Raw genomic sequence first — 25,890 nt, forward strand, 5'->3', positions numbered from 1 at the left:
CGCAAAATGAGAGGCCCCATGTCGCTGCAAGATATCACCGACCGTATCGCAAAAGCGGAATCCGCATCCGGGCGCGCCACTGGGTCTGTAAAGTTGATCGCGGTTTCCAAGGTTCAACCCAACGATCGGGTCGAAGCCGTTTTGCAACAGGGCCATCGGTGTTTTGGAGAGAACCGGGTTCAGGAGGCAGCGGGCAAATGGCCCGCGTTCCGGGAAAGTTATCCAGATGTCGATTTGCATTTGATCGGACCGCTGCAGACCAACAAGGCGCGGCAGGCGATTGAGCTTTGCGATGCGATCCATTCGGTAGATCGGCCAAAGCTTGCGAAAACACTGGCGAGATTGGCGCAAGAAATGGGCAAGTGCCCGGATCTGTTCATTCAGGTCAATACGGGAGAAGAGGATCAGAAGGCAGGCGTACTTCCACTTGATGCGGATACCTTTATCGCTGAATGCCGGGGCCTTGACTTGCCCCTTCGTGGATTGATGTGCATACCACCGGTCGAAGAAGAACCCGCGCTGCACTTCGCGCTTTTGGCAAAAATAGCCGAAAGGAACGGGTTGGACGGGTTATCGATGGGGATGAGCAGCGATTTCGAATCCGCAATTGCCTTGGGCGCGACTCACGTTCGCGTCGGATCAGCCATCTTTGGTGCGCGCGTTAAGCCTGAGGAATGATCAGCCGATTACCCGGTGCAATCTGCCGCGCGATCCATCGTAGATGGTCGCGCCGGAAGGCGATGCAGCCTTCTGTGGGATAGCGCGGTCGTCGCCACTGATGCAGGAATATGGCCGAACCTTGACCGGGTATCGAGTCTGGGTAATTCCAGTCGGTTATAAGTATCAGATCGTACAACGGATCGGGACGACGCAGTTTTTCGTGGCTGTAGCCGTGAGGCGCATGAACCAGATGATTATAGGCGGTGTCTTCTACGTCGTCTGACCATAAATCGTTTGTTCCGATAGGGCGCGCCCAAGAAGCGGGCCGCGACATTCGGTCAGCGCGGTAGAGCATCCCGACAATATGATGTGCGCCCACAGGTGTAGCCCCATCACCTTCCCGTTTGGTTCGACTCAAAGATCCCCTGCCTATCGCACAGGGGAACATGCGCCCCAGAAACCGTATGCCCCGAGGTGTTAGAACCAGATCGCGTGGTGTCACAGTAAATGACCCGATTTCGCCGCTTTGGTTGCAAGATATGAGCGGTTGAAATCGGTTTCGCCCACCTTCAGCGGAACGCGTTCAGTGACGGCGATTCCGGTTCGCTCCATCATCGCGATCTTAGCGGGGTTGTTGGTTAGCAGACGCACCGAACTGAACCCCAGAGACTTCAGGATGTCAGACCCCAGTCTAAAATCCCGCTCGTCATCTTCGAAACCCAATCGATGATTGGCTTCAACCGTATCAAAGCCCTGATCTTGTAAAAAATAGGCGCGCATCTTGTTGGCGAGCCCAATGCCGCGGCCTTCCTGATTCAGATAGAGCAGTACCCCCGCACCTTCGGCGCCCATCTGAGTTAGAGCTCCGCGCAATTGCGGACCGCAGTCGCATTTCAGGCTGCCCATAAGATCACCGGTAAAACAGGCTGAATGCAGCCGAGCGAGGACGGGTTCGTCTCGGTCCGGACGTCCGATCTCAATGGCGTAGTGTTCCTCTCCGCCGTCTTCAGGGCGGAATACGTGCAGGCGACCAGCCTCTGACACTTCCATCGGGAGACGCGCGGCGACGACAGGATGCAACGCGCTTCGATCGGTCAGATGTGGTGCCGCGCGTGCATGATCGATACGGGTCAGCCCGTGCGTTGCTGCAAACTCATGGCTTTCATTGATGGGGACGACCACAGTCGCGGGTAGCAGTTGGGCCGATTTGGCCAACGCAATCGCGATCCGGTGCAAATTTGCGCTGCCCTGCCGCTGGGTCATCAGCGGCCCTTTCATGGGCGCGTTCAGATCGTCCGAGGGGTCTGCGACTGCCTGGACCCAGCTTAGCTCGGCATCCGCTGGAATCATGACCCGGGCCAGATCGCCGTCATACGCGCGCGCTTTTAGTGTTTCGGCGCGCCGCATTGTAATGGCCACAACCGGTTCTCCACCAAGGGTACGCAAGTCTGCCAGTCTCTGCGGGCTCAGCGTTTCCGTGGCGAAAGCGAGAGCACCGAAACCGAGTTCATCCGTTAGAACGACAGGAACACCCATTCGCAGGTCCGCCCGCGCCCGCGCCAGCAGTTCAGTTATGTTGGGGACGAGACTCATGTATGTTACCCTATAACGATTTGTCTTTCTCCTACCCCGATCAATGGGAAATGTGAAACAATTCCTATGCGACAGACACGAGGCCGTGAGGCGACTGCAGTATATCTTGCTGATTGCATTCTCCGTACGCAAGTGATGGAAAAGGCTTAGGAGGACCGGACATGGCTCAGCTCAAGAAAATCCTGCTGGTGGATGATGACGAAGATCTGCGCGAAGCGCTCAGTGAGCAACTCGTGATGACTGAAGATTTTGATGTGTTCGAAGCATCAGATGGTCAGTCCGCAATGGAGCGTGCACGCGAAGCGATTTACGATCTGGTTATTCTAGATGTCGGCCTGCCCGATACCGATGGCCGCGAGCTGTGCCGCCTGATGCGCAAGCAAGGTGTCAAAAGCCCTGTACTGATGCTGACCGGGCACGACAGTGATGCCGATACGATCCTTGGCCTGGATGCAGGTGCAAATGACTATGTCAGCAAGCCTTTCAAATTCCCGGTTCTTTTGGCACGCATTCGGGCCCAACTGCGTCAACACGAACAATCCGAGGATGCAGTATTTGTTCTTGGTCCCTATACCTTCAAGCCAGCGATGAAGATGCTGATGACCGAAGATGATCGCAAGATCCGACTGACTGAGAAAGAGACGAACATTCTCAAGTTTCTCTATCGGTCGACCGATGGCGTTGTCGCGCGCGATGTCCTGCTGCACGAAGTGTGGGGTTATAACGCCGGTGTTACGACGCACACATTGGAAACACACATCTACCGTCTTCGTCAGAAGATCGAACCCGACCCGTCAAATGCGCGCCTTTTGGTCACAGAATCGGGCGGATATCGCCTTGTTGCTTGACTAATGGTGGATTGACTTGGATCAAAGTGATACCCTGTAGGTATCTTTAGATTACTCCCAACCCGCGCATGTCCGGGTTATGACATGCACCTCCCTGTTGGACTGCCGGGCCTCATGGCCCGGCTTTTTTTAACGCTCAGCCAATTGATCGCCTGAATTCTACTATGCTGTCACGATCAGAGATTGAGATGAAACTGACCTTTACACGCCTACCCGAGGTTGATCCGCAAGATATTCTTTCGCACATGTCTGATCCTCGCTTGGCTGAACATTTGCCTCTGTTAACAAGCGGATGGGACAACGCAGCCGTCGACCAATTTGTTCAGGTCAAGGAAGAGTACTGGGTGCGTGACGGGCTTGGGCATTGGGCAATATTGCAGGGCGATACATATATAGGTTGGGGTGGGTTCCAAAAAGAAGGCGACGAGTGGGACTATGGTTTGGTTCTGAGGCCTGAATGTTTTGGATTAGGCTCGCGGATCACGCGACAGGCAATTGAATTTGCTATTGCGGACACGCGCATCCCGTTCGTGACGTTTTTACTGCCTCTATCGCGTCGGAAATCGGGGGCTTTGGCACGGTTGGGTGCCCACTATATCGGTGAAATCGAGTATGAGGGTGCGAAGTTCAGAAAGTATCGTATTAAAACGGGCTGAAAGCCCGACACATGCCGTTTCGGGCAATAGGATCTGATTTGTCGGTCTTTTCCCATGGCGCCGCTCACAGTCGCGCGCTAACCTGCGCAGATCGAGACAAAGGAACTTTCCGATATGCCCTTTACCCTTGCCACATGGAACATCAACTCGGTCCGCCTGCGAGAGCCTATCGTGCTGAAATTGCTGCAGGAAGAAGCGCCGGATGTGCTGTGTTTGCAGGAATGCAAGTCGCCGGTCGACAAGATTCCGACCGAGGGCTTCGCCGAGCTAGGCTACACGCATATGATCGCGCGGGGGCAGAAAGGCTACAACGGTGTCGCCATCCTGTCCCGGCTGCCGCTCGAGGAAGTAGGCGACAAGGATTTCGCGGGTCTGGGCCATGCGCGGCATATTGCGGGCCGGTTGGAAAATGGTGTGACTATCCACAATTTCTATGTTCCTGCCGGGGGTGACGTCCCGGATCGCAAGATGAATGAGAAGTTTGGTCAGAAACTGGACTACCTGACCGATATGCGGGACTGGTTCCATGCCGAGAAGCCGGAAAAGTCCATACTGGTTGGCGATTTAAATATTGCCCCGCGCGAAGATGATGTCTGGTCGCACAAACAACTGCTCAAGGTGGTTTCGCATACGCCGATCGAAGTTGAAGCGCTGGCCGAGACGCAGGATGCGGGTGGCTGGGTCGATATTACCCGGCAGGATATCCCCGAAGGGCAGCTTTATAGCTGGTGGTCCTACCGGGCGCGGGATTGGGACGCGGCAGATAAGGGGCGCAGGCTGGATCATGTCTGGGCCACGCCTGATATCTCGAACGCTGGCCATTCCAGCCGAGTTTTGCGCGATGCGCGTGGATGGGAGAAACCAAGCGATCATGCGCCGGTTTTTGCGACATTCGACGTCTGATTGATGTAAAAACGCTCGACTCAGCCCTTGGTTTCTGAACTGCGGGGCTGCATATAGAGCGCAAATACGAACCTGAGAGTAAATACCATGGATCTTTTGAACGGCGCAGCCGGCCCTGATACCACTGATCTGATCAAGGATGGGACCGAGGCCACTTTCATGGCCGATGTGGTCGAAGCCTCGCAAGAGATGCCGATCATCGTCGATTTCTGGGCTCCATGGTGCGGTCCTTGCAAAACGCTAGGCCCGGCACTGGAAGAGGCGGTGACCGCAGCCAAGGGCGCGGTCAAGATGGTCAAGATCAACGTGGATGAGGCTCAGATGATCGCGGGCCAGTTGCGTGTGCAGTCGATTCCGACCGTCTATGCCTTTCATAAGGGGCAACCAATTGACGGATTTCAAGGCGCCTTGCCGGGGTCTGAGATCAAGGCATTTATTGATCGCGTGATCGAAGCCGCAGGTGGTGAGAGCCCCGGTAATCAGCTGGACGATGCGGTTCAGGCCGCAGAAGAAATGTTGACTGAAGGGGCGGCCGTTGACGCGGCGCAAACCTTTGCGGCTATTCTGGGCGAGGATGCCAACCACGCTGCAGCTTATGGCGGGCTAGTACGGGCGCATATCGCGCTGGGTGATCTTGATCAGGCTGAAGCCATCCTCAACGGTGCCCCGGCCGAGATTTCAACTTCGCCCGAGGTTGAAGCAGCCCATGCGCAGCTCGAACTGGCTAAACAGGCGGCGGATGCTGGGCCGGTTGGTGAATTGACTGCGGCGGTTGAGGCTGAACCTGACAACCATCAAGCCCGATTTGATTTTGCGCAGGCCTTGCATGCCAACGGTGATGTTGAAGAGGCGGTCGCTCAATTGCTCGAACTGTTCCGCCGCGATCGCGAATGGAATGAGGGCGCGGCCAAGGCTCAGCTCTTCACGATCTTCGATGCGCTCAAGCCCAATGATCCGATCGTGTTGAACGGACGGCGCAAGCTCAGCTCGATGATATTTGCCTAAATTCCGATCAGGGCTACACTCGTCTACATGATGCACCCCGCTGATCTGCCGGAAACGGTGTCTGTGTTTCCTCTGCCCGGAGCGCTGCTGTTGCCGCGCTCGCGCCTACCGCTGCACATTTTTGAGCCGCGCTATCTCCAGATGCTGGATGACGCTCTGAAAACGTCCGAGCGGCTGATCGGGATGGTGCAGCCGAACACCTGTCAGGGGGACGAGACCAAGCTGCATCAAATCGGTTGCGCTGGCCGCATCACGCAGTTTTCCGAGACTGAAGATGGTCGCTATCTGATCACTCTGACTGGTATATCGCGATTTAGGGTCAAATCAGAATTGGACAGTTTCACCCCGTATCGGCGCGCCTCAGTGTCTTGGGATGGGTTCGATCGTGATCTGGGCAAGGCCGAAGTGGATGATGGTTTTGATCGAAACAGGTTCCTAAAACTACTGGAACGGTTTTTCTCATCGCGCCAGTTGTCGACCGATTGGGACACGATGAAAGACGCAGACGACGAGCTTTTGGTCAATTCGCTGTCGATGATGCTCGAATTTGACCCTGAGGAGAAGCAGGCCCTGCTTGAAGCCCCCTGCCTGCGTACCCGGCGCGAGACCTTGGTGACATTGATTGAGTTCGCCATGCGTGGCGGATCGAATGAGGAACATCTGCAATGAGCACACCCGAACACGCATTTGATCGCCATATGCTTGAGGCGTTGATTTGTCCGCAGACGCACACGACGCTGCACTATGATGCCGAGCGGCAGGAACTCGTTTCCAAAGCCGCCGGGCTAGCCTTCCCGATCCGCAACGGTATCCCAGTGATGCTTGTGGATGAGGCGCGCGAACTGGACTAAATCGGACGCCCTTGCAGCAGTTTCGGCAAATCACCGGTCAGACCTGCTGCCTCGCGCACAAAGCCCCGGCGCAGCCCGGGCAGAGATCCGACAATGCCCATACCGATATCCCGGCCCATGCGGAGCAGAGGGTTGTCGTTTGAAAACAGCTTGTTGAACACATCCGTCGCCATTGCGAGCGAGGCGGTGTCGAACCGACGCCACTCCTGATAGCGCTCCAGTACCAGCGTTGATCCGATATCTTCGCCACGTCGTCCAGCAAGAGTCAGGACCTCGGCCAAGGCCCCCACATCGCGCAGTCCCGCGTTCAGGCCTTGCCCAGCAATGGGGTGCATGCCGTGGGCGGCGTCTCCGACCAAGGCCAGTCGATCTGCTATGAAGGAGTTGGCAATTGTCAGGTTCAGCGGATATGTGAACCGGTCGCCTTGCAGGTGGATGTCCCCAAGGAAATCGCCAAAGCGCGGGCGCAGGATCTGCAGATAGTCTGCCTCGGGCAGGGCATTGATCTGTTTTGCCGTCTCACTGCGTTCGCTCCACACGATGGAACTACGGTTGCCGGTCAGAGGCAGAATCGCCAGCGGGCCGGGGGGCATGAAGAATTGATGGGCAATTCCGTGATGGGGCAGTTCGTGTTCTATGGCACAAACCAAAGCGGTCTGTCCATAGTCCCATCCCGTGCGCTTTATCCCAGCGCGCGCTGCAGTCCCGCTGCGACGACCATCGCAACCGACCAAAAGATTGCCAGACAGAGTCGAACCGTCATCCAGCGTCAGCGTCGCTCCGAGTGCTGTGATGTCCTGAGATACAACAGTTTTGCCGCTGATTTCGGTGATCCCGGCATGTTCGGCCATGGCTTCCAGAAAGGCACGCCGAAGGTGACGGTCTTCGACCATATAGCCCATTGGACCTTCTTCGATCTCAGCATGATCGAAATGCATGAAAAATGGCGAGGGTCCTGCACCGGCATGGCCATCGGTGACCTTGATTTCGAGCATGGGCTGGGCATGTTCTTCGACCTTCTCCCAAACGCCGATTGCGTCCAGAAGACGTTGCGAGGCCAGCGCCAGTGCGTAAGCACGCCCATCAAAGGCCGCGTTCTTGCGCACCTTCTCTGCCAGAGCATCAACTACGGTGACCGAATGCCCGGTCTGAGCCAGCGCCAGCGCAAGAGCGGGGCCATTCAGGCCACCGCCAACAATCAGGATGTCGGATCTGTGTTCCATGTGCTGCAATATGCGTGCCCATTCGGGATTGTCCATGTGCGGTCCTGTCGCTACCGTCCGGACACGGAATTAACTGGAGGGGACCGGATGCAAGACTGGCTGACCATGACGGCATGTGATTTGGGCCGTGGTATCGGAATGGGGCAGATCGATCCGGTTGAACTTACCGAAACATATCTGAGCGCGATTGACGCCCATCCACATCGCGATCGCATTTACGCCTGTGTTACCCACGACCGCGCCCGCGCCGAGGCACAAGCAGCTCAAGAGCGGGTCAAACTTGGCCTGCGTCGATCATTGCTGGATGGGGTTCCGATCAGCTGGAAAGACCTGTTTGACACGGCAGGCGTCGGAACCGAGGCAGGTTCGGCCCTGCTAAAAGGCCGCGTTCCCGAATCTGACGCGCAGGTGGTACGGAACGCGACAGCAATGGGCACGGTCTGTCTGGGCAAAACGCATATGAGCGAATTGGCGTTTTCGGGTTTGGGCCTCAACCCTGTGACGGCCACACCTCCGTGTGTGAATGACGAAGAGGCCGTGCCCGGAGGTTCATCCTCAGGGGCAGGGGCCTCGGTGGCATGGGGTCTTGCGGCTGGTGGCATCGGATCAGACACGGGTGGATCGGTGCGCATTCCTTCTGCATGGAACGATCTTGTGGGGCTCAAAACCACGGCGGGGCGCGTTAGCCTCGAAGGCGTCGTACCGCTCTGCCTGAAATTCGATACGGTTGGGCCTTTGACAAGGTCTGTTGAGGATGCCGCTCATATGCTGGCTGCACTGGAGGGCACAGCCCCGGCTGATCTGCGCGGGGCCTCTTTGAAAGGTCGCCGCTTTGCTGATTTGCAGAACGTGGCCAAAGATGATCTGCGCGAGGCACCTGCCAAGGCCTATGATGAGGCGCTAGTGCGTCTGAAAGAGGCCGGGGCCGAGATTGTTCCGCTTGAAGTGCCCGAGTTGAACGATGCGATGGGACTGTCAGGTGTGCTTTATACGACCGAAGCCTATGGTCTGTGGCGCGACGTGATCGAAGCGAACCCTGAAGCGATGTATCCCGAAATCCTGGAACGGTTCCGCATGGGCAAAGCCTATACCGGCCCAGATTACGTGGCTGCCTGGTCAAAGCTGACTGCCTGCCGTCAGGCCTGGGACGCGGCGACCGCCGGGTTTGACGCGGTGCTTGCGCCGACGGCGCCGATCCTACCGCCCAATCTCGACCGGCTGATGAATGATCATGACTACTATGTCACCGAAAATCTCTTGGCCCTCCGAAACACAAGGATTGGAAATCTGATGGGGCTTGCGGCGTTGACTTTGCCCACGGGAACACCCGGTTGCGGGCTGATGATGCTGGGCTATCCGGGGTCGGAAGAGGCCCTGTTACGGCTCGGATCAGCCGCCGAAGGTGCTTTGACCTGAATGCCACAATCCCCTGATTCGGAACCTCTTTGTCTGGACGAGACCCGGGTCGATCTGTAATCTGCCAAGAAACGGGGCGCAAAATGACCCCGATATTGAGGCAGTATGATGAATTACCCCGAGCGGTTTTCGAACCTACCGGAATATGCATTCCCGCGTCTGCGCGCCCTGTTGGATCATCATCAACCGGGTGGTGATATCGTTCACATGACCATTGGCGAGCCCAAGCACGATTTCCCGCCCTGGGTAACCGACGTGATCATGGAAAACGCCGCCGGATTTCAAGGCTATCCGCCAAACGAGGGCTCGCCCGAATTGCGCGCTGCAATCGCTGACTGGGTCAACCGCCGCTATGGCGTGTCAATGGGAGCAGATACCAATGTGATGGCTCTGAACGGCACCCGCGAGGGGTTGTACAATGCTGCGATGGCACTGTGCCCTGAACAGAAGAATGGCCAGCAGCCGATCATTCTGTGCCCTAACCCGTTTTATCAGGTCTACATGGTCGCCTCGATCTCGGTCGGAGCGCAGCCCTATTTTGTGTCCGCAACCGCCGCAACTGACCATTTGCCGGACTACACCAGTTTGCCCGAAGAGGTGATGAATCGCACGGCCGTCGCCTATATCTGTTCACCCGCGAACCCTCAGGGGGCGGTCGCATCGCGAGACTATTGGGCTGAACTGATCCAATTGGCCGAGAAATACGATTTTCGCATCTTTGCCGATGAGTGTTACTCCGAGATCTACCGCGACACCGCTCCGGTCGGTGCGCTGACCGTTGCACAGGAGCTGGGTGCTGATCCCGAGCGGGTTACTCTGTTCAACTCACTGTCCAAGCGATCAAATCTGGCCGGATTGCGGTCCGGGCTGATCGCGGGTGGGCCTGAAACAATAAAACAGGTCAAGCTGTTGCGCAGCTATGCGGGTGCACCCTTGCCTGCACCGTTGCAGGCCGCCGCCGCCAAAGTCTGGGCCGATGAGGTGCACGTGCAGGAGAACCGCGCTCTCTATCAGGAGAAATACGCAATCGCGGATGAGGTCTTTGCAGGTGTGCAGGGTTACATGCCGCCTGAGGCCGGGTTCTTCCTGTGGCTGCCGGTCGAAAACGGCGAAGAAACCGCATTGAAGCTTTGGCAGGAAACCGGCGTTCGGGTTCTGCCGGGCGCATATCTTTCCCAAGGTGATCCGGGGCAAAACCCGGGCGAGCAATTTATCAGGGTCGCTATGGTGGCTCCAAAAACAGAGATGAAGCGCGGGCTGATCACGCTCCGCGACTGCATCTATTCGTGAGGTACGAGGGCAAAATGGCATCATTGAACGCGCGCAACCGTGACCCGCTGCTGGACAGCACCACGCAGGCCGCCATCGAACGGCGCAGTAAGGAACTGATCGGGATCGCTCTGATCTTGTTGGGGCTCGCAGCGGCCGCGATGGTATGGTCCTATACGCCTGACGATCCGAACTGGATGGTCTCAACCGACGCACCTGTGCAGAATTGGATGGGGCGCATCGGGGCCTCGATCGCCGCACCGTTGTTCATGATCGTGGGGTGGGGCAGCCTGGGTGTCGCGCTGGTATTGGTCACCTGGGGCGTGCGCTTTGCTGGTCATTTTGGCGAAGATCGCGCCATTGCCCGTTTGATTTTCGCTCCGATCTGGATTGCAGTTCTGGCCGTATACGCAGCGACGCTGGTGCCGGGTGTCGAGTGGCGGGCTACGCATAGCTATGGGCTGGGCGGTCTGTTTGGTGACACGGTGATGGGCGCTTTGTTGACGCTGTTGCCGATCTCTTCACATTTTCTTGTCAAGCTGATGTCGCTCGCGATGGCGGTTGGGATGCTAGCGCTGGGCGTTTTCGTGTTGGGTTTTACCAAAGTCGATGTGCGCAATGGTTTCCGGGCCTTCTTGTTGGGGCTGGTCATGGCTTATGACTTGCTGATGAATGCGCTGGGCCGAGGGGCGACCGCGACCGCGCAGGCCGCGCGCGATCGAAAAGCGCAGTGGGCCGAGCGTAAAGCAGAACGCGCAGTAGCGGTGCAGGCGGATTTTGATGATGATCTGGCCTATGCAGATCCTGTTTTTGAAGACCCTGAGCCTGAAGTTCAGGAGCCCGCAGCTAAGACAGGTCTTCTGGCGCGGATGCCATCGCTGATCCGCCGCCCCGAACCGATGCCCGAACCCGAGTTGATCGAAAACGTCGCTGTCGAAGGCTATTACGATATGCCCGGCGAGGATCGTATTCGGTCCAAGATTTCGGCTGCGGTACGCAATCGTAAGGTCGCGGCAGGGGAGCTGACGCCTGAACCTGATCCGAGTCTGCCATTGACCAAAGGGCGGGGTAGGGGTCCGGATCCGCTGATATTGAACTCTGGCGTGGCAGATGAATTGCCACCTGAGCCTCCGATGACATCTGCCGGTTTGCCCCCCGAACCACCGATGACTGCTGGTTCTGAGGCGTCTTATTTGGCTCAGGCTGATTTTGTGGCCGAACCGGACTATGAAGACGAGGCAGTGTTTGAGGATGCCCCTGAACAAGCGCCGCAACCACGGCAGGCGGTTAAGATACCGGTGGCAGAACCGCGTAAGCCCGTAGTGGCTCAGCCGGTTCGCCGCACTCCGCCGCCTTCGCGCCGGGCACAGGCCGAGGCGCAGCCGACACTTTCATTTGAGGAGCGGCATTCCGATTTCGAACTGCCACCGCTGGGCTTGTTGTCAAACCCGGCCAGCATTCAGCGTCATCACCTGAGTGATGAGGCGCTGGAGGAAAATGCGCGGATGCTGGAAAACGTACTGGATGATTATGGCGTCAAGGGTGAGATCGTCAGCGTCCGCCCTGGCCCTGTGGTCACCATGTACGAACTTGAACCGGCTCCGGGCCTGAAGGCCAGCCGCGTGATTGGTTTGGCGGACGATATCGCGCGCTCGATGTCGGCCTTGTCGGCGCGGGTGTCGACTCTGCCGGGGCGCTCGGTCATTGGGATCGAACTGCCGAATGAAAATCGTGAGATGGTGGTGCTGCGCGAGATCCTCGCCAGCCGTGATTTCGGTGATGGCAATCACGCCCTGCCACTGGCGTTAGGTAAGGATATCGGCGGTGAGTCCGTCGTAGCGAACCTCGCAAAGATGCCTCATCTACTGATTGCTGGTACAACCGGTTCCGGTAAGTCGGTAGCGATCAACACGATGATCCTGTCGCTGCTTTATAAGCTGACGCCGGATGAATGCCGCCTGATCATGATTGACCCGAAGATGTTGGAACTGTCCGTTTATGACGGTATTCCGCATCTACTCTCACCCGTTGTGACTGACCCGAAAAAGGCGGTCGTGGCCTTAAAATGGGTCGTGGGCGAGATGGAGGATCGCTATCGCAAGATGTCCAAGATGGGTGTGCGCAACATCGCGGGCTACAATGGCCGCGTGAAGGACGCGCTGGCCAAGGGAGAGATGTTCAGCCGCACGGTCCAGACCGGATTCGACGATGAAACCGGTGAGCCGATGTTCGAGACCGAGGAATTCGCGCCTGAGGCAATGCCTTATATCGTCGTCATCGTCGATGAGATGGCCGACCTGATGATGGTCGCAGGTAAAGAAATTGAGGCCTGCATCCAGCGTCTGGCGCAGATGGCGCGTGCCTCAGGTATTCACCTGATCATGGCCACGCAGCGCCCCTCGGTCGATGTGATCACCGGCACGATCAAAGCGAACTTCCCGACACGGATTTCATTCCAGGTAACTTCGAAAGTCGACAGTCGCACCATTCTGGGCGAGATGGGCGCCGAACAGCTGCTGGGGCAGGGCGACATGCTGTATATGGCTGGCGGTGCCAAGATTACCCGTTGCCACGGCCCGTTTGTCTCAGATGAAGAGGTCGAAGAGATCGTCAATCACCTGAAGCAGTTCGGCCCGCCGGAATATGTCGGCACCGTTTTGGAAGGTCCGGCCGAGGACAAAGCCGACAATATCGACGCGGTTCTGGGTCTGAATACTGGCGGTAACACCAACGGTGAAGACGCCCTTTATGATCAGGCGGTGGCGATTGTGATCAAGGATCGCAAATGCTCGACCTCGTACATTCAGCGGAAACTCGCCATTGGCTATAACAAAGCGGCACGGCTTGTTGAGCAAATGGAGGATCAAGGCGTTGTTTCCGGGGCAAATCATGTGGGTAAACGCGAAATCCTCGTCCCCGAGCAATAGGATATTTAATAACAAGGGCAGAACGCTTATCTGGGGCGTATGAAACAGATTGCTTTTGCCCTTGCTCTGACACTGGCCGCACCCGCCGCATGGGCGGCGGACAAGCTGCCGCTGTCGCAGATTTCTAACTATCTGAATCAGTTGAAAACGGTTCAGACCACGTTCACGCAAGTAAACGATGATGGCTCATTAAGCACCGGAAAGCTGTGGTTGCAGCGTCCGGGTAAGATGCGGTTTGAATATGATCCGCCAAATGACGCGGTGGTTTTGGCACGGGCCGGAACAGTGCAGATATTCGACCCCAAATCGAACCAACCGCCCGAGCAGTACCCTTTGAAACGTACCCCACTGTCTCTGGTCTTGGCGCGCAATGTCAATCTTGCACAAGCCAACATGGTCGTGGGTCACGACTTTGACGGAACAGCTACGATTGTCACGGCTCAGGACCCCAAGAACCCTGAAAGCGGCCGGATCGAACTGATGTTTACTTCCGATCCGGTTGAGCTGCGCAAATGGGTGATACACGACAACGCAGGCAGTCAGACGACCGTTCTGCTTGGGCCTCTGATCGAGGGTGGGACCCTCGATTCAAATGTGTTTTCTAACAAGGCCAGAATCGGGTCAAGCGATCGCTGATCCGACAGGTTCAATATCGGCAATTCGCCAACTGGGCCTGATACAGCTCTGCGCGGGCGTCCACATCACTCGCCACATTCAGCAGCCATGACTTGCTGTTGTAGCTGCCGCGTGCGTAACCTGTATGACCTTCGTGATAGGCCAGATACTGGTTGCGTGTGTCGCTGGGGTGGATGCCGTTCCGCTCATAGCTTTTGTTCATGTACCAGCCGATGAAATCTGACGCATCGCGAATGCGATCCCGCTTGGCGCGGCGTTTACCGGTTTCGCGCTGATACTGCTCCCAGGTGCCATCAAGCGCCTGGCCATAACCGTAGGCGCTGCTTTGACGACCCATCGGAATAACACCCAGCACATATTTGTGCGGGGTGCGTGCGTCGTGCCTATACCGGCTTTCCTGGTAAATTGTCGCCATCTGAACGTGGACCGGAACGCCCCATTTGCGCTCGGTGCTTTTGAAGGCCTTGATATAGTCGGGCTTTTCGCGCGCAATGCTGCACGCGTCATTCAATCTGCTTGGCGGCTGCTTCGACCCGCCACCACAGGATGCCAAAAGCAGCACCCCGAAGAGTACGAAAAGAAATCTGCTCATGTGCCTCGTGCCTTTTTTCTTTATTCTAGCGCAGATTGAGCATTTTGGAAATCACAATCGTTACAGAATAATAGCGAGAATTAGAGGTAGTGCTGCAACAGACAACATCGTCGAGACCATAACCATACCGGCAACGGCGTCGGAATCAGCCTCGAACCTTTCCGCCAGCAGGTATGATGTCACGGCGACCGGCGTGCACATCTGCAAGACCAACACTCCAAAAGCCACAGGCCCCAACCCAAAACCGGCGGCAAAAGCCCAGCCGAGCCCGAAGCACACAGAAAGCTTGAGCAGAGAAAGCCAAATCGCCTGTTGCAATTTTTGGGTTGTCAGTCGGGCAATCGCTACGCCCAGTGTAATCAGCATCATCGGAATCGCCATCTGACCCAGCAATTCCAGCGTGTTGGTCAGAAACAGAGGTGTTTGCCACCCACGCCAAAGAAACAAGGCCCCCAGCAACGTGGCCCAAACCATGGGTTCGCGCAGAACCTTGCCAAATGCTCCGCGCCCGGCGACCAGATAGATTCCGTAGGTGAATGAGAACAGAGCGGTCACTGCCAAAAATATCACCGCATAACCCAATCCTGCCTGACCAAATGCAAATATGCAAAGCGGTAGCCCAAGATTGCCGGTATTTCCAAAGATAAGCGGTGCCAGATAAGTGCGTTGCTCCATTCTGGTCAATCGCACAAAGGCCCAAAACACTGCTGCCAGCGCGATATGGGCCGCAATTGCCGCAATGGTGAACCGGGTCAGATCCCCACCGGGAATATTGGTCTGCATCAGGGCGACAAAAATCAGACTGGGCACCGCAAGTGTGACCGCAAGACGCGTTACAAACTGTAGCCGATACTCAAATCCAAGCCTAACCCATGCGAACCCGATCCCAGCCAAAAGGAACACAGGGGCCACGATTTCGAACACTGTCAGTAGTAGGTGCACAGACTGTTTCCCCGAATTTCCACTCAATGATTGGCTTTTCCGCCCGAAAAGAGGTAGTAACCTCTTTGGGGGCCGAAACAATGTTAAAGACACAAGCCAAGTACCGCCTGGGACAGGTGGTTCGACATAAAAGACACCCTTTTCGAGGGGTAATTTTTGATGTCGATCCGGAATTTTCGAATTCAGAAGAATGGTATCAAGCCATCCCCGAAGATAGCCGCCCTCTGAAAGATCAGCCGTTCTATCACCTGCTAGCTGAGAACGACCAATCCTTCTATGTGGCTTATGTTTCAGAACAAAATCTGATCGAAGACCAATCGGGTGAGCCCGTTGATCACCCCGACATCCCCAATATGTTCGGCCCGTTTCAGGACGGATCATACCCGTTACATTTTCAGTTGAACTGAATTCCGTAGCTGTATTCTAAGTGTTTAGTATCCAAGGGCGCAGCCGTCTTTACGCGGGTCACTTGCCCCTATCAAGATGCCTGTGTCACAGATTCGAATGGCTTGCGCGCCCCCGAGGGGTGTTTCCAGAACCTCAATGATGTGCCCCATATCGGATAATTGTTGTTTGATTGGGTCAGAATAGCCGCGTTCCATTTTTAATACACCTCCATCCGCAAACGCGCGGGGGGTGTCAATGGCCTGCTGCATCTCCATCTTGAAATCCGTCAGGTTTGATACAAGCCGGGCATGGCCGGTCGGTTGATAGGCACCACCCATGACGCCAAAGGGCATCGTTATCCGGCCATTTTCCCGCAAAAGGCCGGGAATGATGGTGTGCATAGGACGCTTCCCACCTGCCAACTCATTCGGATGTCCAGGTTCAAGATTAAACCCGGCCCCCCTGTTCTGCAGCAATATTCCGAACTTCTCGGAAGCAATGCCCGAGCCGAACCCATGGTAGATCGAATAGATCAGCGAAACCGCCATGCGATCCCGGTCAACGACAGTGATATAGACGGTGTCCTTGTGCACGGATTCAGTCAGAGGGGCGGCTGCGGGCATAGCGCGTTTCGGGTCTATGAGGGCAGCCAGGCTTGCAGCGGTTTCTGGGGCAAGGAAATGCGCCATCCGGCTGCTATGATCGGGGTCGGCAATGAACCGGTTGCGGGCGTCATAGGCCAGTTTGGTGGCCTCGGCCTCGATATGCACCCGCTCGGCCCCCAATGGGTCGAGTGCTGCCAAATCAAAATGTTTCAGGATGTTTAGCAAAAGGATTGCGGTGGCGCCCTGACCGTTTGGAGGATGTTCGTACAGATCGACACCTGCGTAATCTCCACGAACAGGCGACGCTTCGTCACTCTGAACCGCCGCGAAATCTTGTACTGTGTGTGTGCCTCCAAGTTCTGATAAGACCGCCAGCATGTCTTCGGCAATCTCACCGTTATAAAACGCGTCATGCCCGTGTCGTGCCACACGGCGCAGTACCTCTGCCTGGCCCGGTGCCCGAAAAATCTGACCGGTTTGCAGGGGTTTGCCATCCCTCAGATAGTGATCCCGTGCGGCACCTTGCAGGGTCGCGGCGCTGTTTTGCCAATCAAACGCTACGCGCGGCGCAACTGGTACGCCAATTTCAGCATAGTGGATGGCCGGTCGCAGGATCGCTTCCAGCCCCAATCGCCCCTCCGATTGTGCCAATCGGCAAAAGGCCTCAACGGCACCAGGAATAGTCACCGCATCGGGGCTGGTCAGAGGGACGGAGCTTAGTCCGCGATCACGCAATGCCCCCGCATCAGCATCCGTCGCGGCACGACCTGAGCCGTTTAGTGCACGCACCGTGTTTTCACCTGCGCGGTTATACAGAACAAAGCAATCGCCACCTAAGCCGGTCATCTGTGGCTCGCAAATACCCAGAAGCACAGCACCCGCAATGGCGGCATCCATCGCGTTACCGCCTTGTTCAAGAATGTCCAATGCTGTTTTGGCGGCCAGTGGATGTGATGTGGCACACATTCCTTCGGTTGCCAGAACTTCAGACCGTCCGGGCTTGTGCAGATCGCGCATTGCGTACCTCTTCCGTAGTCAGGCCGAGACTAGGGCTTGGGATAAAATTGTCCAACAATTTCAGGAAGGAGGTTCCTCGGCGCCGTTCACTGGGTGGGGGCTGTGACGCTAGGCGCCGAGGGAAGCTATCTGAGCTACCCCTTGTTTATGATCTTTGTTTGCGGCGCGACAATGGTTCGATCTGGGCGTTATTGTGGCCATTTGGTGCCGATCAGTGTGGCGTGTCAAAGTTGAAGCGAAGGTAGAGCAGATTAACTCCGTCTTTGCGCTCATACTGAATGTCGCTGCTAAGTCGGTGAATCAGGTACCAGCCAAAGCCGCCTTCAGGAAGGTTCTCCAAATCTGTGTCGACGGGTGCCGGGTGGCTGCTTGGCACACGCAAACCGGGCATTGGATCGCCGGAGTCAAAAATTTGGACTATCAGTTCTTTTGCGCACAAAGAGCAATTAATTCTAATGTCAGTCGGGGAGATCTCGGCATAGGCGTGTTCAACCACATTGTTTATGGCTTCGGTGAGCGCAATTCTAACATCGTCAGCTTTACTTTCCGGCAAGCCGTGTTTTTCCAGTCGGGCACTTAAAATAGCTATCCCTTCGGAGGCCTGAACCTGGGTCGCAGGAAAGCTCAAATTGAGACAATCTTGTTTGCAATTGGCGCCCACAGCGACTTACTCCTGCCGGTCGTCAATCCGCCCCTGCGCATATCGCTTCATCCAGCGAAGCGAACAACCTGAAAACGGTATCCATACGCGTAAGACGAAACACTTTTTCAACAATCGGGCGGGGTCCTGCCAAGTCCAGGCGTTGCCCGTCGCCCAGTTGTTTCATTGAGGCGACAATGGCCCCCAGGCCACTGGAGTCTATGAATTCTACCGATGACAAATCCAGAACAATTCGTTTCGCACCGGTTTGTGTTTCTGCCCGCATGGCTTCTTTGAATTGAATCGCCCTTGCGGCATCTATGCGGTCGCAGTGAACGGATATTACTTGTGTCTCGCCGGTCGTGCCGCTGCTGAGCCCCATGGTCAACCGCCCTTCGTATTGCAATTTGATCGTAGAAATACGCTAGACGGTAATTCTTACCATTCGGTATCCATGGTCGAGAAAGCACGAAGGAGATTCCGGATGAACGAAGTTGTGATCGCGGGGGCCGCACGCACGCCAATGGGTGGATTTCAGGGAATGTTTGACGGCGTCACTGCGGCGGATTTGGGTGGTGCTGCAATCCGTGCCGCGTTGAAAGGTGCAGGGGCCGATACTGTTGATGAAGTGCTGATGGGCTGCGTCCTTCCAGCGGGTCAGGGCCAAGCCCCTGCGCGCCAAGCGGGATTTGCGGCGGGCTTGGGTGAAGAGGTGCCCGCCACAACGCTTAACAAAATGTGCGGCTCCGGCATGAAGGCCGCAATGATTGCGTTTGACCAGATCGCTTTGGGCCATACTCAGACAATGGTCGCTGGCGGGATGGAGAGCATGACTAATGCACCCTACCTTCTGCCCAAGATGCGCGGTGGGGCACGGATCGGGCACGGGCAGGTGGTTGATCACATGTTTCTGGACGGGCTTGAGGACGCCTATGACAAAGGCCGCCTCATGGGCACGTTCGCCGAAGACTGCGCCGAATCCTACCAGTTCACGCGCGAGGCGCAGGACGAATACGCTCTGCGATCGCTTTCGAACGCTCTGTCAGCGCAGGAAAATAATGCCTTTGATCAAGAGATTACCTCGGTCTCGATTCAAACCCGCAAGGGAGAGGTCGTGCTGGATGCAGATGAGCAACCACAGTCGGCGCGGCCCGAGAAGATACCCACGCTGAAACCAGCCTTTCGCGAGGATGGAACGGTAACGGCGGCCAATTCTTCTTCGATCTCGGATGGTGCAGCCGCCCTTGTGCTTGCTTCGGCTGAGGAGGCGGAAAAGCAGAACCTGACCGTGCGTGCGCGAATCCTTGGTCACGCCAGCCATGCTCAAGCGCCGGGGTTGTTCACAACTGCTCCGGTCCCTGCCGCGCAGAAATTGTTGGATCGTATCGGTTGGAAGAAAGAGGATGTCGATCTGTGGGAAGTCAACGAAGCCTTCGCTGTTGTGCCCATGGCCTTCATGCACGAAATGGGCTTGTCCCGTGAGATCGTGAACGTGAATGGCGGCGCATGTGCGCTTGGTCATCCGATTGGCGCCTCCGGGGCCCGGATCATGGTCACGCTGCTCAACGCGTTGGAGAAACGGGACCTCAAGCGCGGTGTCGCGGCAATCTGCATCGGTGGCGGAGAAGGGACGGCCATAGCAATAGAACGCGTTTGACGCTTTGACTTTTTGCAAATACTTCGGGGAATTGGCGGCAGCGCCCGCAGTTCCCCGGATGCAAGGTCCATCAACATGACAGCCGATTACGACACACTCGCCAAAACCATTGCCGCCTTGACCGAAGGTGAAACCGACGAGGTTGCGCTGATGGCCACGGTGGCATGCGAAGTGCATCACTCTGACGACCGTTTCGACTGGACAGGGTTTTATCGCGTGACCGAGCCCGAGGTGTTGAAAATCGGACCCTATCAAGGTGGGCACGGCTGCCTAGTGATCCCTTTCGAACGGGGCGTTTGTGGCGCGGCTGCCCGGACAGGGCAGATTCAATTGGTCCCGGATGTCGACGCCTTCCCGGGCCATATCGCCTGTGCATCATCCACACGATCCGAGTTGGTGCTGCCCGTGCGGGACGCTAACGGAGACGTTATCGCAGTGTTTGATATCGACAGCGATCAACCTGATGCGTTTACCGAGGATGATGTGGTTGCGCTTGGCTCCATTCTCGCGGGTGTTTTTGCGCGCTAGGAATCTGCATCTATTGCAATAGCGCCCCGAGGTCGTGAGAGACGATCAGATAGCAAAGCCCGGCGTGACACGCGGTAATGGCATAAAGCCACGTGGAAAATCCACGCTTGCGTGTCTTGTGTCCAAATATCCAGCGCCCAAGAAGCGCGGCCAGACTGCCGCCGAGAGCTGCCAACCACAACAAGCGCCGCTCAGGAATGCGCAGCTTTCTGCGGCGTGCACGCAACTTGTCCCAACCAAAGATCAATATGGTTAGGGCGTTAATGGCCCAAAGATAGATTACGGCAATCCACATGGACCGTGCATAGCCAACTATTTTTGCGGACCCAAGTGAAAAAATGCTTGGAAATTTCACCGATTCGAGGCACCGTGAAAAAGTAAGAAAAAATTTCACGCTAACTCGGAGCGCAAATTGAACTCTCAGGCCCCCCACAGCGCAACACTCGGTGCCGACCTGCGCGCGCTCCGTAAGGCGCGCGGGTTGACGCTGACAGAAATCGCTAATCGATTGGATCGGTCCGTAGGCTGGCTCAGCCAAGTCGAAAGAGACATGTCCGAGCCTTCGATCTCGGATCTACGACAGATTGCCGAGTGTTTGGGCGTGCCGATGTCGATGCTGTTTGCTCATTCTGCCGCCCCAGCGGATGAGCAGGGATATGTCGTGCGGGCCGGATCACGTCGTCCGATGGGCTCGGGTGAAGAAGGTCTGATTGAAGAATTGCTTTCGCCCGACCTGACCGACGATTTCGAGATGGTGCATTCAACATTCGAGCCGCATTCGCAGATGCAGACGCCAGCAAACCGGCCGACACAGGAAGTCGGCTATATGGTGTCAGGCCGTCTGGAACTGACGATTGGTACGCGCAGTTTTCAGGTTGGTCCTGGTGACAGCTTCCGGATCAAGCACGAACCCTACACATGGTCCAACCCCTTTGACGAACCCGCGGTGGCCATCTGGGTCATTGCGCCTCCGGTGTACTGATGAGTTTTGAAGCCTGGACCATATTCGCTCTGTTCTGGGTGGTGTTTGTGACCACTCCGGGGCCGAATGCGGTCAACTGCATCTCAAATGGTATGAGCCTGCCATTAACCAAAGCTATGCTGGGCGTACTCGCCATTCTGACACAGGCAAGCGCGTTCCTGATCCTCTCGGCAGTGGGGATTACTGCGTTGATTGCCGCGTCGCCAATGGGGTTCTTTATCGCCAAGTTGATCGGGGCCGGGTTTCTGATCTGGATGGGCGTTCGCGGTTGGATGAACGCTGCGAAGCCAGCTCCAGCTTCTGAGCGGCCAGCGCGGCATGTTTACTTTCACGCGTTGGCCGTCGCCACGATCAACCCCAAAAGCGTCGCCGGATACCTCGCGGCGTTTTCGCAATTTGTGCAGCCGGATGTACCCATCTGGCAACAGATGGCTGTGATCATGCCGACGGCACTGGTCATCACGACACTCAGCTATACCGGGTTCACCTTGCTGGGGGCACTGATGGGCAAGGCCGCACTGGGGGCGGTGTTCAATATCTGGGTACGCCGCGTGATGGCGACCTGTTTCATCATCTATGGCGTTTTGCTGGGGGCCAGCTCTACGCCGACAGCGAGGGGATAAAGACATGCATACCGGTTCCTGCCTTTGCGGCGCGGTCGCTTTTGTTGTTGACGGAGACCTCACGCCACCAAATGCCTGCCATTGCGGGCAGTGCCGCAAACAGTCGGGGCATTTGTGGGCCTCGACCGTCACGCATCAGGACAATCTCAACTTTACCGCCAGCGAAACGCTGGGCTGGTATCGCGCCTCTGACATTGCCAAGCGCGGCTTCTGCCGCGCTTGTGGCTCGTTCCTCTTCTGGCAGCACAATGACGAGGACACGATCGCAATTTCCGTGGGCTCTTTGGATGAGCCGACCGGGTTGAAACTCGCCCAGCACATCTTCGTGGCGGACAAGGGCGATTACTATGACATCAAAGACGACCTGCCCCAGCGGGCTCACTAATAGGGAACCAAACACATGAGTGATTTTCCAACCAAGGCCCGCGTGGTCATCATCGGCGGTGGCGTTGTAGGCTGCTCATCGCTGTATCATCTGGCCAAGAAGGGCTGGACGGATTGTGTTCTGTTGGAAAAGAACGAGCTGACGGCAGGCTCGACATGGCACGCAGCGGGTAACGTGCCGACCTTTTCGACCTCGTGGGCGATCATGAACATGCAGCGCTACTCGACCGAGCTGTATTCGCGCATCGCGGACGAGGTCGATTATCCGATGAACTACCACGTTTCTGGGTCGATCCGACTGGCGCACAGCAAGGAACGGATGCAGGAATTCGAGCGGGCCATGTCCATGGGCCGCTATCAGGGTATCCCGATGGAGATGTGGACGCCGGAGGAGGCCAAGGAACGCTATCCCTTCCTTGAGACTCATGATCTTGAAGGCGTGCTCTATGACCCGACCGATGGCGACATTGACCCCGCACAGCTGACCCAGGCGCTGGCCAAGGGCGCACGCGATATGGGGCAGAAGATCATCCGCTTCTGCCCGGCAACCGATGTGACCCAGCATGATGATGGCACTTGGACCGTGCATACCGAAAAAGGTGACATTGCCTGTGACTATGTGGTGAACGCCGCCGGTTACTATGCCCAGCGCGTAGGGGAATGGTTTAAACCCTTCGGCGGCCGCACCGTCCCGGCAATGGTGATGAGCCACCAGTACCTGTTGACCGACGAAATCCCCGAGATTGAAGCGTGGTCGAAAGAAAGTGGCGGCAAGCTGCCTTTGCTACGTGACGTGGATATTTCCTACTATCTGCGGCAGGAAAAGAACGGCTTCAACCTCGGACCTTACGAACCCAACTGTAAGGGCCACTGGATGACCGAGGATGATCCGATGCCCGAGGATTTCAGCTTCCAACTGTGGAACGACGATCTGGACCGCATCGAAGATATCGTCACAGATGCAATGGAGCGGGTGCCGCTGATGACCACTTCGGGCGTTGGTCGCGTCATCAATGGCCCAATCCCCTACGCGCCAGACGGCTTGCCGCTGATCGGCCCGATGCCGGGTGTGACAAACGCGTTCGAGGCTCATACCTTCACCTTTGGCATCGCCCAAGGTGGCGGCGCTGGCAAGGTGCTGGCCGAATGGATCGTCGATGGTCACACCGAATGGGACATGTGGGCCGTCGATCCACGTCGTTACACCGACTACACCGATCAGGATTACTGCAATCAGAAAGGGATGGAGGTCTACGGCAACGAATACGCCATGCATTTCCCCCATCACGAATGGCCCGCTGCGCGCGACAAGAAACTCTCGCCTGTGCACGCCAAGGTCAAGGAACTGGGCGGTGTCATGGGGGCATATAACGGCTGGGAACGCGCCAACTGGTTCGCGCAACCGGGCGACGATACTTCTCTCGAAGCCACCCACACCTGGGGACGTTCAGGCCCATGGGAACAGCGGGTCAAAGAAGAATGCGAAGCCGTGCGCGATCACTGCGGCGTGCTGGATCTGCCGGGCTTCTCACGCTTCTGGATCCAAGGGGATGGCGCGGATGACTGGCTTCGGGGCTTCTGCACCGGAGGTATACCCAAAGCCGGGCGCATGAACCTGATCTATGTCTCGGATGAAAGAGGGCGCATTCAGACAGAACTGTCCTGTATCCGTCTGGCCGAGAATAACTTCGTCCTGATCACCGCCGCGACGGCGCAATGGCATGATGGAGAGCTAATCCGCAATTCGGTGCCCGAAGGTGTGACTGTTCGCGAAACTACTACCGAGCGCGATACGCTGATCGTAACGGGGCCGATGTCGCGGAATGTGTTGTCCGGCATCACGGATGCGGATCTGCAGCAAGGCTGGCTGACCCATCAGTTTGCCAAAGTTGCCGGGCAGGAGGCCTTTCTGATCCGAGTATCATTCGCAGGCGAGTTGGGCTGGGAAATCCACTCTGAAAACGATGCGATGCCAGCCATCTACGAAGCCGTGCTGGCTGCCGGGGCCAAACCCTTTGGCATGTATGCGCTGAACTCTTTGCGGATCGAGAAAGGTTATCGCGCGTGGAAGGGCGATCTGAGCACGGATTACTCTTTGCTTGAAGGTGGTTTGGGTCGTTTTGTCAAACTCGACAAGCCGCAGGATTTTGTTGGCAAAGCGGCCATTCAGAACGAAAAGCAACAAGGCGTTAAGAAATCCTTTGTCACTCTGATCGTGGACGCAGGCGAGGTCGATGCGCCTTACATGTCCTGCATCTGGAGCGGCGATGAGATCGTGGGTGAAACGACCTCTGGTGCGTGGGGGTACCGCATTGGTGCTTCCGTCGCGCTGGGCATGGTGCGTGCAGATCAGGCCGTGCCAGGAACTGAGCTGGAGGTTGAAATCTACGGTCAAAAATGCCGTGCTGTTGTGCAGGAAGACCAACCGCTTTGGGATCCTTCGAATGAACGGTTGAGGGCCTGACCACCTATATAGAAAGGAACGCAAATGACCCGGCAGATGCAAGGCGTATATCTGAATGGCCACGGTGGACCGGAGGTGTTGGAATGGCGGGACGATATCCCAGTTCCAAACCCTGATCCGGGGCAGGTCCTGATCCGCGTTGCCGCTGCCGGGGTGAACAACACTGACATTAATACGCGGATCGGTTGGTATTCTTCGGACGTCACGGGCGCAACGGATGCGGTCGATCAGCAGGTCGAAGCAGGTGGTTGGGGAGGTGCGCTGCACTTTCCCCGGATCCAGGGTGGCGATCTTTGTGGAATTGTCGAAGCGGTTGGATCGGGTGCGGCGTTCAAGCCTGGTCAGCGGGTGACTTGCCCGATCAATTTGCCGCGCCCGGTTCCTGGCCGACCACAGGGCTTTATCGTGCTCGGTTCAGAAATTGACGGGGCCTTTGCCCAATATTGCCTGATGGAAAGTGATGACCTGTACGACGTGACTGACTCGCCTTTGTCTGACGTTGAAATTGCCGCGATTCCCTGTGCTTTTGGTACGGCCGAAGGCCTGCTGACTCGTGCCGGTGTCATCGCAGGTCAAAAAGTGCTGATCACCGGGTCGTCAGGCGGTGTGGGCCTTGCTGCCGTCCAGCTTGCAGCGCTGCGCGGGGCGACGGTCTGGGGCGTTAGCAACGCCGCCAAGTCTGAAGTGGTCAAGTCACAGGGCGCAATCGGGACTTTTGAGCGCGACGCGGCTTTGCCGGAAGACATGTTCGATGTCGTCATAGACGTGGTCGGAGGTCCGGCTTGGCCAGACCTGATACTTGCGTTGAAACCTGGCGGCCACTATGCCGTAGCAGGCGCGATCGCAGGTCCCATTGTCAGCGCGGATTTGCGGGATATCTATCTGCGCGACATCACGATCCATGGGTGCACCTATCAGCCACCGGACGTTTTTGACCGCCTTGTTGCAATGATGAATGCAGGTCGGATCAAGCCCTTGGTCTCAAAGACCTATCCGTTGCGCGACATTGTTCAGGCGCAAGAGGATTTCCTGTCCAAGACTTTGCCCGGAAAGCTGGTTCTGGTGCCGTGAAAGAGGGAATA

The 25,890-nt window shown here is 56.7% G+C and carries 28 protein-coding genes; 19 read left to right on the plus strand and 9 right to left on the minus strand.

The genetic code is table 11. The features are described from left to right. Positions 1–18 precede the first annotated feature (18 nt). Positions 19–678 carry a YggS family pyridoxal phosphate-dependent enzyme gene (locus G7G_RS0109405; RefSeq protein ID WP_010440803.1) on the plus strand — a complete coding sequence of 220 codons (660 nt, stop codon included), beginning with the start codon at positions 19–21 and terminating at the stop codon, positions 676–678. On the opposite strand, the gene G7G_RS0109410 is transcribed toward G7G_RS0109405, so the two are convergent. Then, on the minus strand, positions 662–1,162 hold the full coding sequence (locus G7G_RS0109410) for a L,D-transpeptidase family protein (RefSeq protein ID WP_029621876.1): 501 nt from the start codon (positions 1,160–1,162) through the stop codon (positions 662–664). The genes G7G_RS0109405 and G7G_RS0109410 overlap by 17 nt on opposite strands. Then, a complete protein-coding gene (ribA, locus tag G7G_RS0109415) occupies positions 1,159–2,253 on the minus strand; it encodes a GTP cyclohydrolase II (protein WP_010440806.1) in 1,095 nt (364 codons plus the stop codon). The genes G7G_RS0109410 and ribA overlap by 4 nt, the downstream gene beginning before the upstream one ends. A gap of 161 nt (positions 2,254–2,414) precedes the next feature. On the opposite strand from ribA, the gene G7G_RS0109420 reads away from it, so the two are divergent. The 6 genes from G7G_RS0109420 to G7G_RS0109445 all read left to right on the plus strand — a co-directional run bounded on the left by G7G_RS0109420 (position 2,415) and on the right by G7G_RS0109445 (position 6,516). Then, positions 2,415–3,101, plus strand: coding sequence for a response regulator transcription factor (locus tag G7G_RS0109420; protein WP_008756096.1), 687 nt, complete (start codon positions 2,415–2,417; stop codon positions 3,099–3,101). A 164-nt stretch (positions 3,102–3,265) separates the two neighbouring features. Then, complete coding sequence (locus G7G_RS0109425; RefSeq protein ID WP_010440809.1) at positions 3,266–3,757, plus strand: GNAT family N-acetyltransferase; 492 nt, start codon at positions 3,266–3,268, stop codon at positions 3,755–3,757. Between the two features lie 114 nt (positions 3,758–3,871). Beyond that, on the plus strand, positions 3,872–4,660 hold the full coding sequence (locus tag G7G_RS0109430) for an exodeoxyribonuclease III (protein ID WP_010440811.1): 789 nt from the start codon (positions 3,872–3,874) through the stop codon (positions 4,658–4,660). Positions 4,661–4,747: 87 nt separating this feature from the next. Continuing rightward, positions 4,748–5,665 (plus strand): thioredoxin family protein, encoded by a 918-nt coding sequence (locus G7G_RS0109435; protein ID WP_010440813.1) that lies wholly within the window; start codon positions 4,748–4,750, stop codon positions 5,663–5,665. 27 nt (positions 5,666–5,692) lie between these two features. Further along, complete coding sequence (locus tag G7G_RS0109440) at positions 5,693–6,334, plus strand: LON peptidase substrate-binding domain-containing protein (protein ID WP_010440815.1); 642 nt, start codon at positions 5,693–5,695, stop codon at positions 6,332–6,334. Beyond that, positions 6,331–6,516 carry a Trm112 family protein gene (locus G7G_RS0109445; protein ID WP_010440817.1) on the plus strand — a complete coding sequence of 62 codons (186 nt, stop codon included), beginning with the start codon at positions 6,331–6,333 and terminating at the stop codon, positions 6,514–6,516. Before G7G_RS0109440 ends, G7G_RS0109445 begins: the two co-directional genes overlap by 4 nt. On the opposite strand, the gene G7G_RS0109450 is transcribed toward G7G_RS0109445, so the two are convergent. Beyond that, a complete protein-coding gene (locus G7G_RS0109450; RefSeq protein WP_010440819.1) occupies positions 6,513–7,739 on the minus strand; it encodes an FAD-dependent monooxygenase in 1,227 nt (408 codons plus the stop codon). The genes G7G_RS0109445 and G7G_RS0109450 overlap by 4 nt on opposite strands. Before the next feature lie 87 nt (positions 7,740–7,826). Here G7G_RS0109450 and G7G_RS0109455 point away from each other — a divergent pair, with 87 nt between their 5' ends. The 4 genes from G7G_RS0109455 to G7G_RS0109470 all read left to right on the plus strand — a co-directional run bounded on the left by G7G_RS0109455 (position 7,827) and on the right by G7G_RS0109470 (position 13,987). Next, entirely contained in the window at positions 7,827–9,155 is a 1,329-nt protein-coding gene (locus G7G_RS0109455; RefSeq protein ID WP_010440821.1) for an amidase, read from the plus strand. A gap of 108 nt (positions 9,156–9,263) precedes the next feature. After that, on the plus strand, positions 9,264–10,445 hold the full coding sequence (locus tag G7G_RS0109460; protein WP_010440822.1) for an aminotransferase class I/II-fold pyridoxal phosphate-dependent enzyme: 1,182 nt from the start codon (positions 9,264–9,266) through the stop codon (positions 10,443–10,445). A gap of 14 nt (positions 10,446–10,459) precedes the next feature. Then, positions 10,460–13,351, plus strand: a complete 2,892-nt coding sequence (locus G7G_RS0109465; protein WP_010440824.1) for a DNA translocase FtsK — start codon at positions 10,460–10,462, stop codon at positions 13,349–13,351. A 39-nt stretch (positions 13,352–13,390) separates the two neighbouring features. After that, on the plus strand, positions 13,391–13,987 hold the full coding sequence (locus tag G7G_RS0109470) for a LolA family protein (RefSeq protein WP_010440826.1): 597 nt from the start codon (positions 13,391–13,393) through the stop codon (positions 13,985–13,987). Between the two features lie 10 nt (positions 13,988–13,997). Here G7G_RS0109470 and G7G_RS0109475 read toward each other — a convergent pair whose 3' ends face one another. Both G7G_RS0109475 and G7G_RS0109480 read right to left on the minus strand, forming a co-directional pair. Continuing rightward, positions 13,998–14,579, minus strand: coding sequence for a transglycosylase SLT domain-containing protein (locus tag G7G_RS0109475; protein WP_010440829.1), 582 nt, complete (start codon positions 14,577–14,579; stop codon positions 13,998–14,000). 60 nt (positions 14,580–14,639) lie between these two features. Then, complete coding sequence (locus G7G_RS0109480; RefSeq protein ID WP_010440831.1) at positions 14,640–15,521, minus strand: AEC family transporter; 882 nt, start codon at positions 15,519–15,521, stop codon at positions 14,640–14,642. An 80-nt stretch (positions 15,522–15,601) separates the two neighbouring features. On the opposite strand from G7G_RS0109480, the gene hspQ reads away from it, so the two are divergent. Next, positions 15,602–15,928, plus strand: a complete 327-nt coding sequence (gene hspQ / locus G7G_RS0109485; protein WP_010440833.1) for a heat shock protein HspQ — start codon at positions 15,602–15,604, stop codon at positions 15,926–15,928. A gap of 24 nt (positions 15,929–15,952) precedes the next feature. Here hspQ and G7G_RS0109490 read toward each other — a convergent pair whose 3' ends face one another. The 3 genes from G7G_RS0109490 to G7G_RS0109500 form a co-directional block, all read right to left on the minus strand. After that, on the minus strand, positions 15,953–17,530 hold the full coding sequence (locus tag G7G_RS0109490; RefSeq protein ID WP_010440835.1) for a gamma-glutamyltransferase family protein: 1,578 nt from the start codon (positions 17,528–17,530) through the stop codon (positions 15,953–15,955). Positions 17,531–17,741: 211 nt separating this feature from the next. Continuing rightward, complete coding sequence (locus tag G7G_RS23910) at positions 17,742–18,191, minus strand: ATP-binding protein (protein ID WP_010440837.1); 450 nt, start codon at positions 18,189–18,191, stop codon at positions 17,742–17,744. A 22-nt stretch (positions 18,192–18,213) separates the two neighbouring features. Next, complete coding sequence (locus G7G_RS0109500) at positions 18,214–18,552, minus strand: STAS domain-containing protein (RefSeq protein WP_010440839.1); 339 nt, start codon at positions 18,550–18,552, stop codon at positions 18,214–18,216. Between the two features lie 102 nt (positions 18,553–18,654). Here G7G_RS0109500 and G7G_RS0109505 point away from each other — a divergent pair, with 102 nt between their 5' ends. Beyond that, positions 18,655–19,827 carry a thiolase family protein gene (locus G7G_RS0109505; RefSeq protein WP_010440841.1) on the plus strand — a complete coding sequence of 391 codons (1,173 nt, stop codon included), beginning with the start codon at positions 18,655–18,657 and terminating at the stop codon, positions 19,825–19,827. Between the two features lie 75 nt (positions 19,828–19,902). Next, positions 19,903–20,355, plus strand: a complete 453-nt coding sequence (locus tag G7G_RS0109510) for a GAF domain-containing protein (RefSeq protein WP_010440843.1) — start codon at positions 19,903–19,905, stop codon at positions 20,353–20,355. Between the two features lie 10 nt (positions 20,356–20,365). Here G7G_RS0109510 and G7G_RS22880 read toward each other — a convergent pair whose 3' ends face one another. Next, complete coding sequence (locus G7G_RS22880; RefSeq protein WP_010440845.1) at positions 20,366–20,650, minus strand: DUF1294 domain-containing protein; 285 nt, start codon at positions 20,648–20,650, stop codon at positions 20,366–20,368. A 117-nt stretch (positions 20,651–20,767) separates the two neighbouring features. Between G7G_RS22880 and G7G_RS0109520 the strand changes: the two genes are divergently transcribed. The 5 genes from G7G_RS0109520 to G7G_RS0109540 are packed head-to-tail and all read left to right on the plus strand — an operon-like array spanning position 20,768 to position 25,879. Then, complete coding sequence (locus tag G7G_RS0109520) at positions 20,768–21,337, plus strand: helix-turn-helix domain-containing protein (protein WP_010440848.1); 570 nt, start codon at positions 20,768–20,770, stop codon at positions 21,335–21,337. Beyond that, positions 21,337–21,960 (plus strand): LysE family translocator, encoded by a 624-nt coding sequence (locus tag G7G_RS0109525; protein WP_010440850.1) that lies wholly within the window; start codon positions 21,337–21,339, stop codon positions 21,958–21,960. The genes G7G_RS0109520 and G7G_RS0109525 overlap by 1 nt, the downstream gene beginning before the upstream one ends. A gap of 4 nt (positions 21,961–21,964) precedes the next feature. Continuing rightward, positions 21,965–22,345 (plus strand): GFA family protein, encoded by a 381-nt coding sequence (locus tag G7G_RS0109530; protein ID WP_029621880.1) that lies wholly within the window; start codon positions 21,965–21,967, stop codon positions 22,343–22,345. Positions 22,346–22,360: 15 nt separating this feature from the next. After that, entirely contained in the window at positions 22,361–24,808 is a 2,448-nt protein-coding gene (locus G7G_RS0109535) for a GcvT family protein (protein ID WP_010440855.1), read from the plus strand. A gap of 24 nt (positions 24,809–24,832) precedes the next feature. Then, positions 24,833–25,879, plus strand: coding sequence for an alcohol dehydrogenase family protein (locus G7G_RS0109540; protein ID WP_010440857.1), 1,047 nt, complete (start codon positions 24,833–24,835; stop codon positions 25,877–25,879). The last annotated feature ends 11 nt before the right edge of the window (positions 25,880–25,890 follow it).

It is taken from the genome of Ruegeria conchae (assembly GCF_000192475.1).
GTDB classification, from domain to species: Bacteria; Pseudomonadota; Alphaproteobacteria; order Rhodobacterales; family Rhodobacteraceae; genus Ruegeria; species Ruegeria conchae.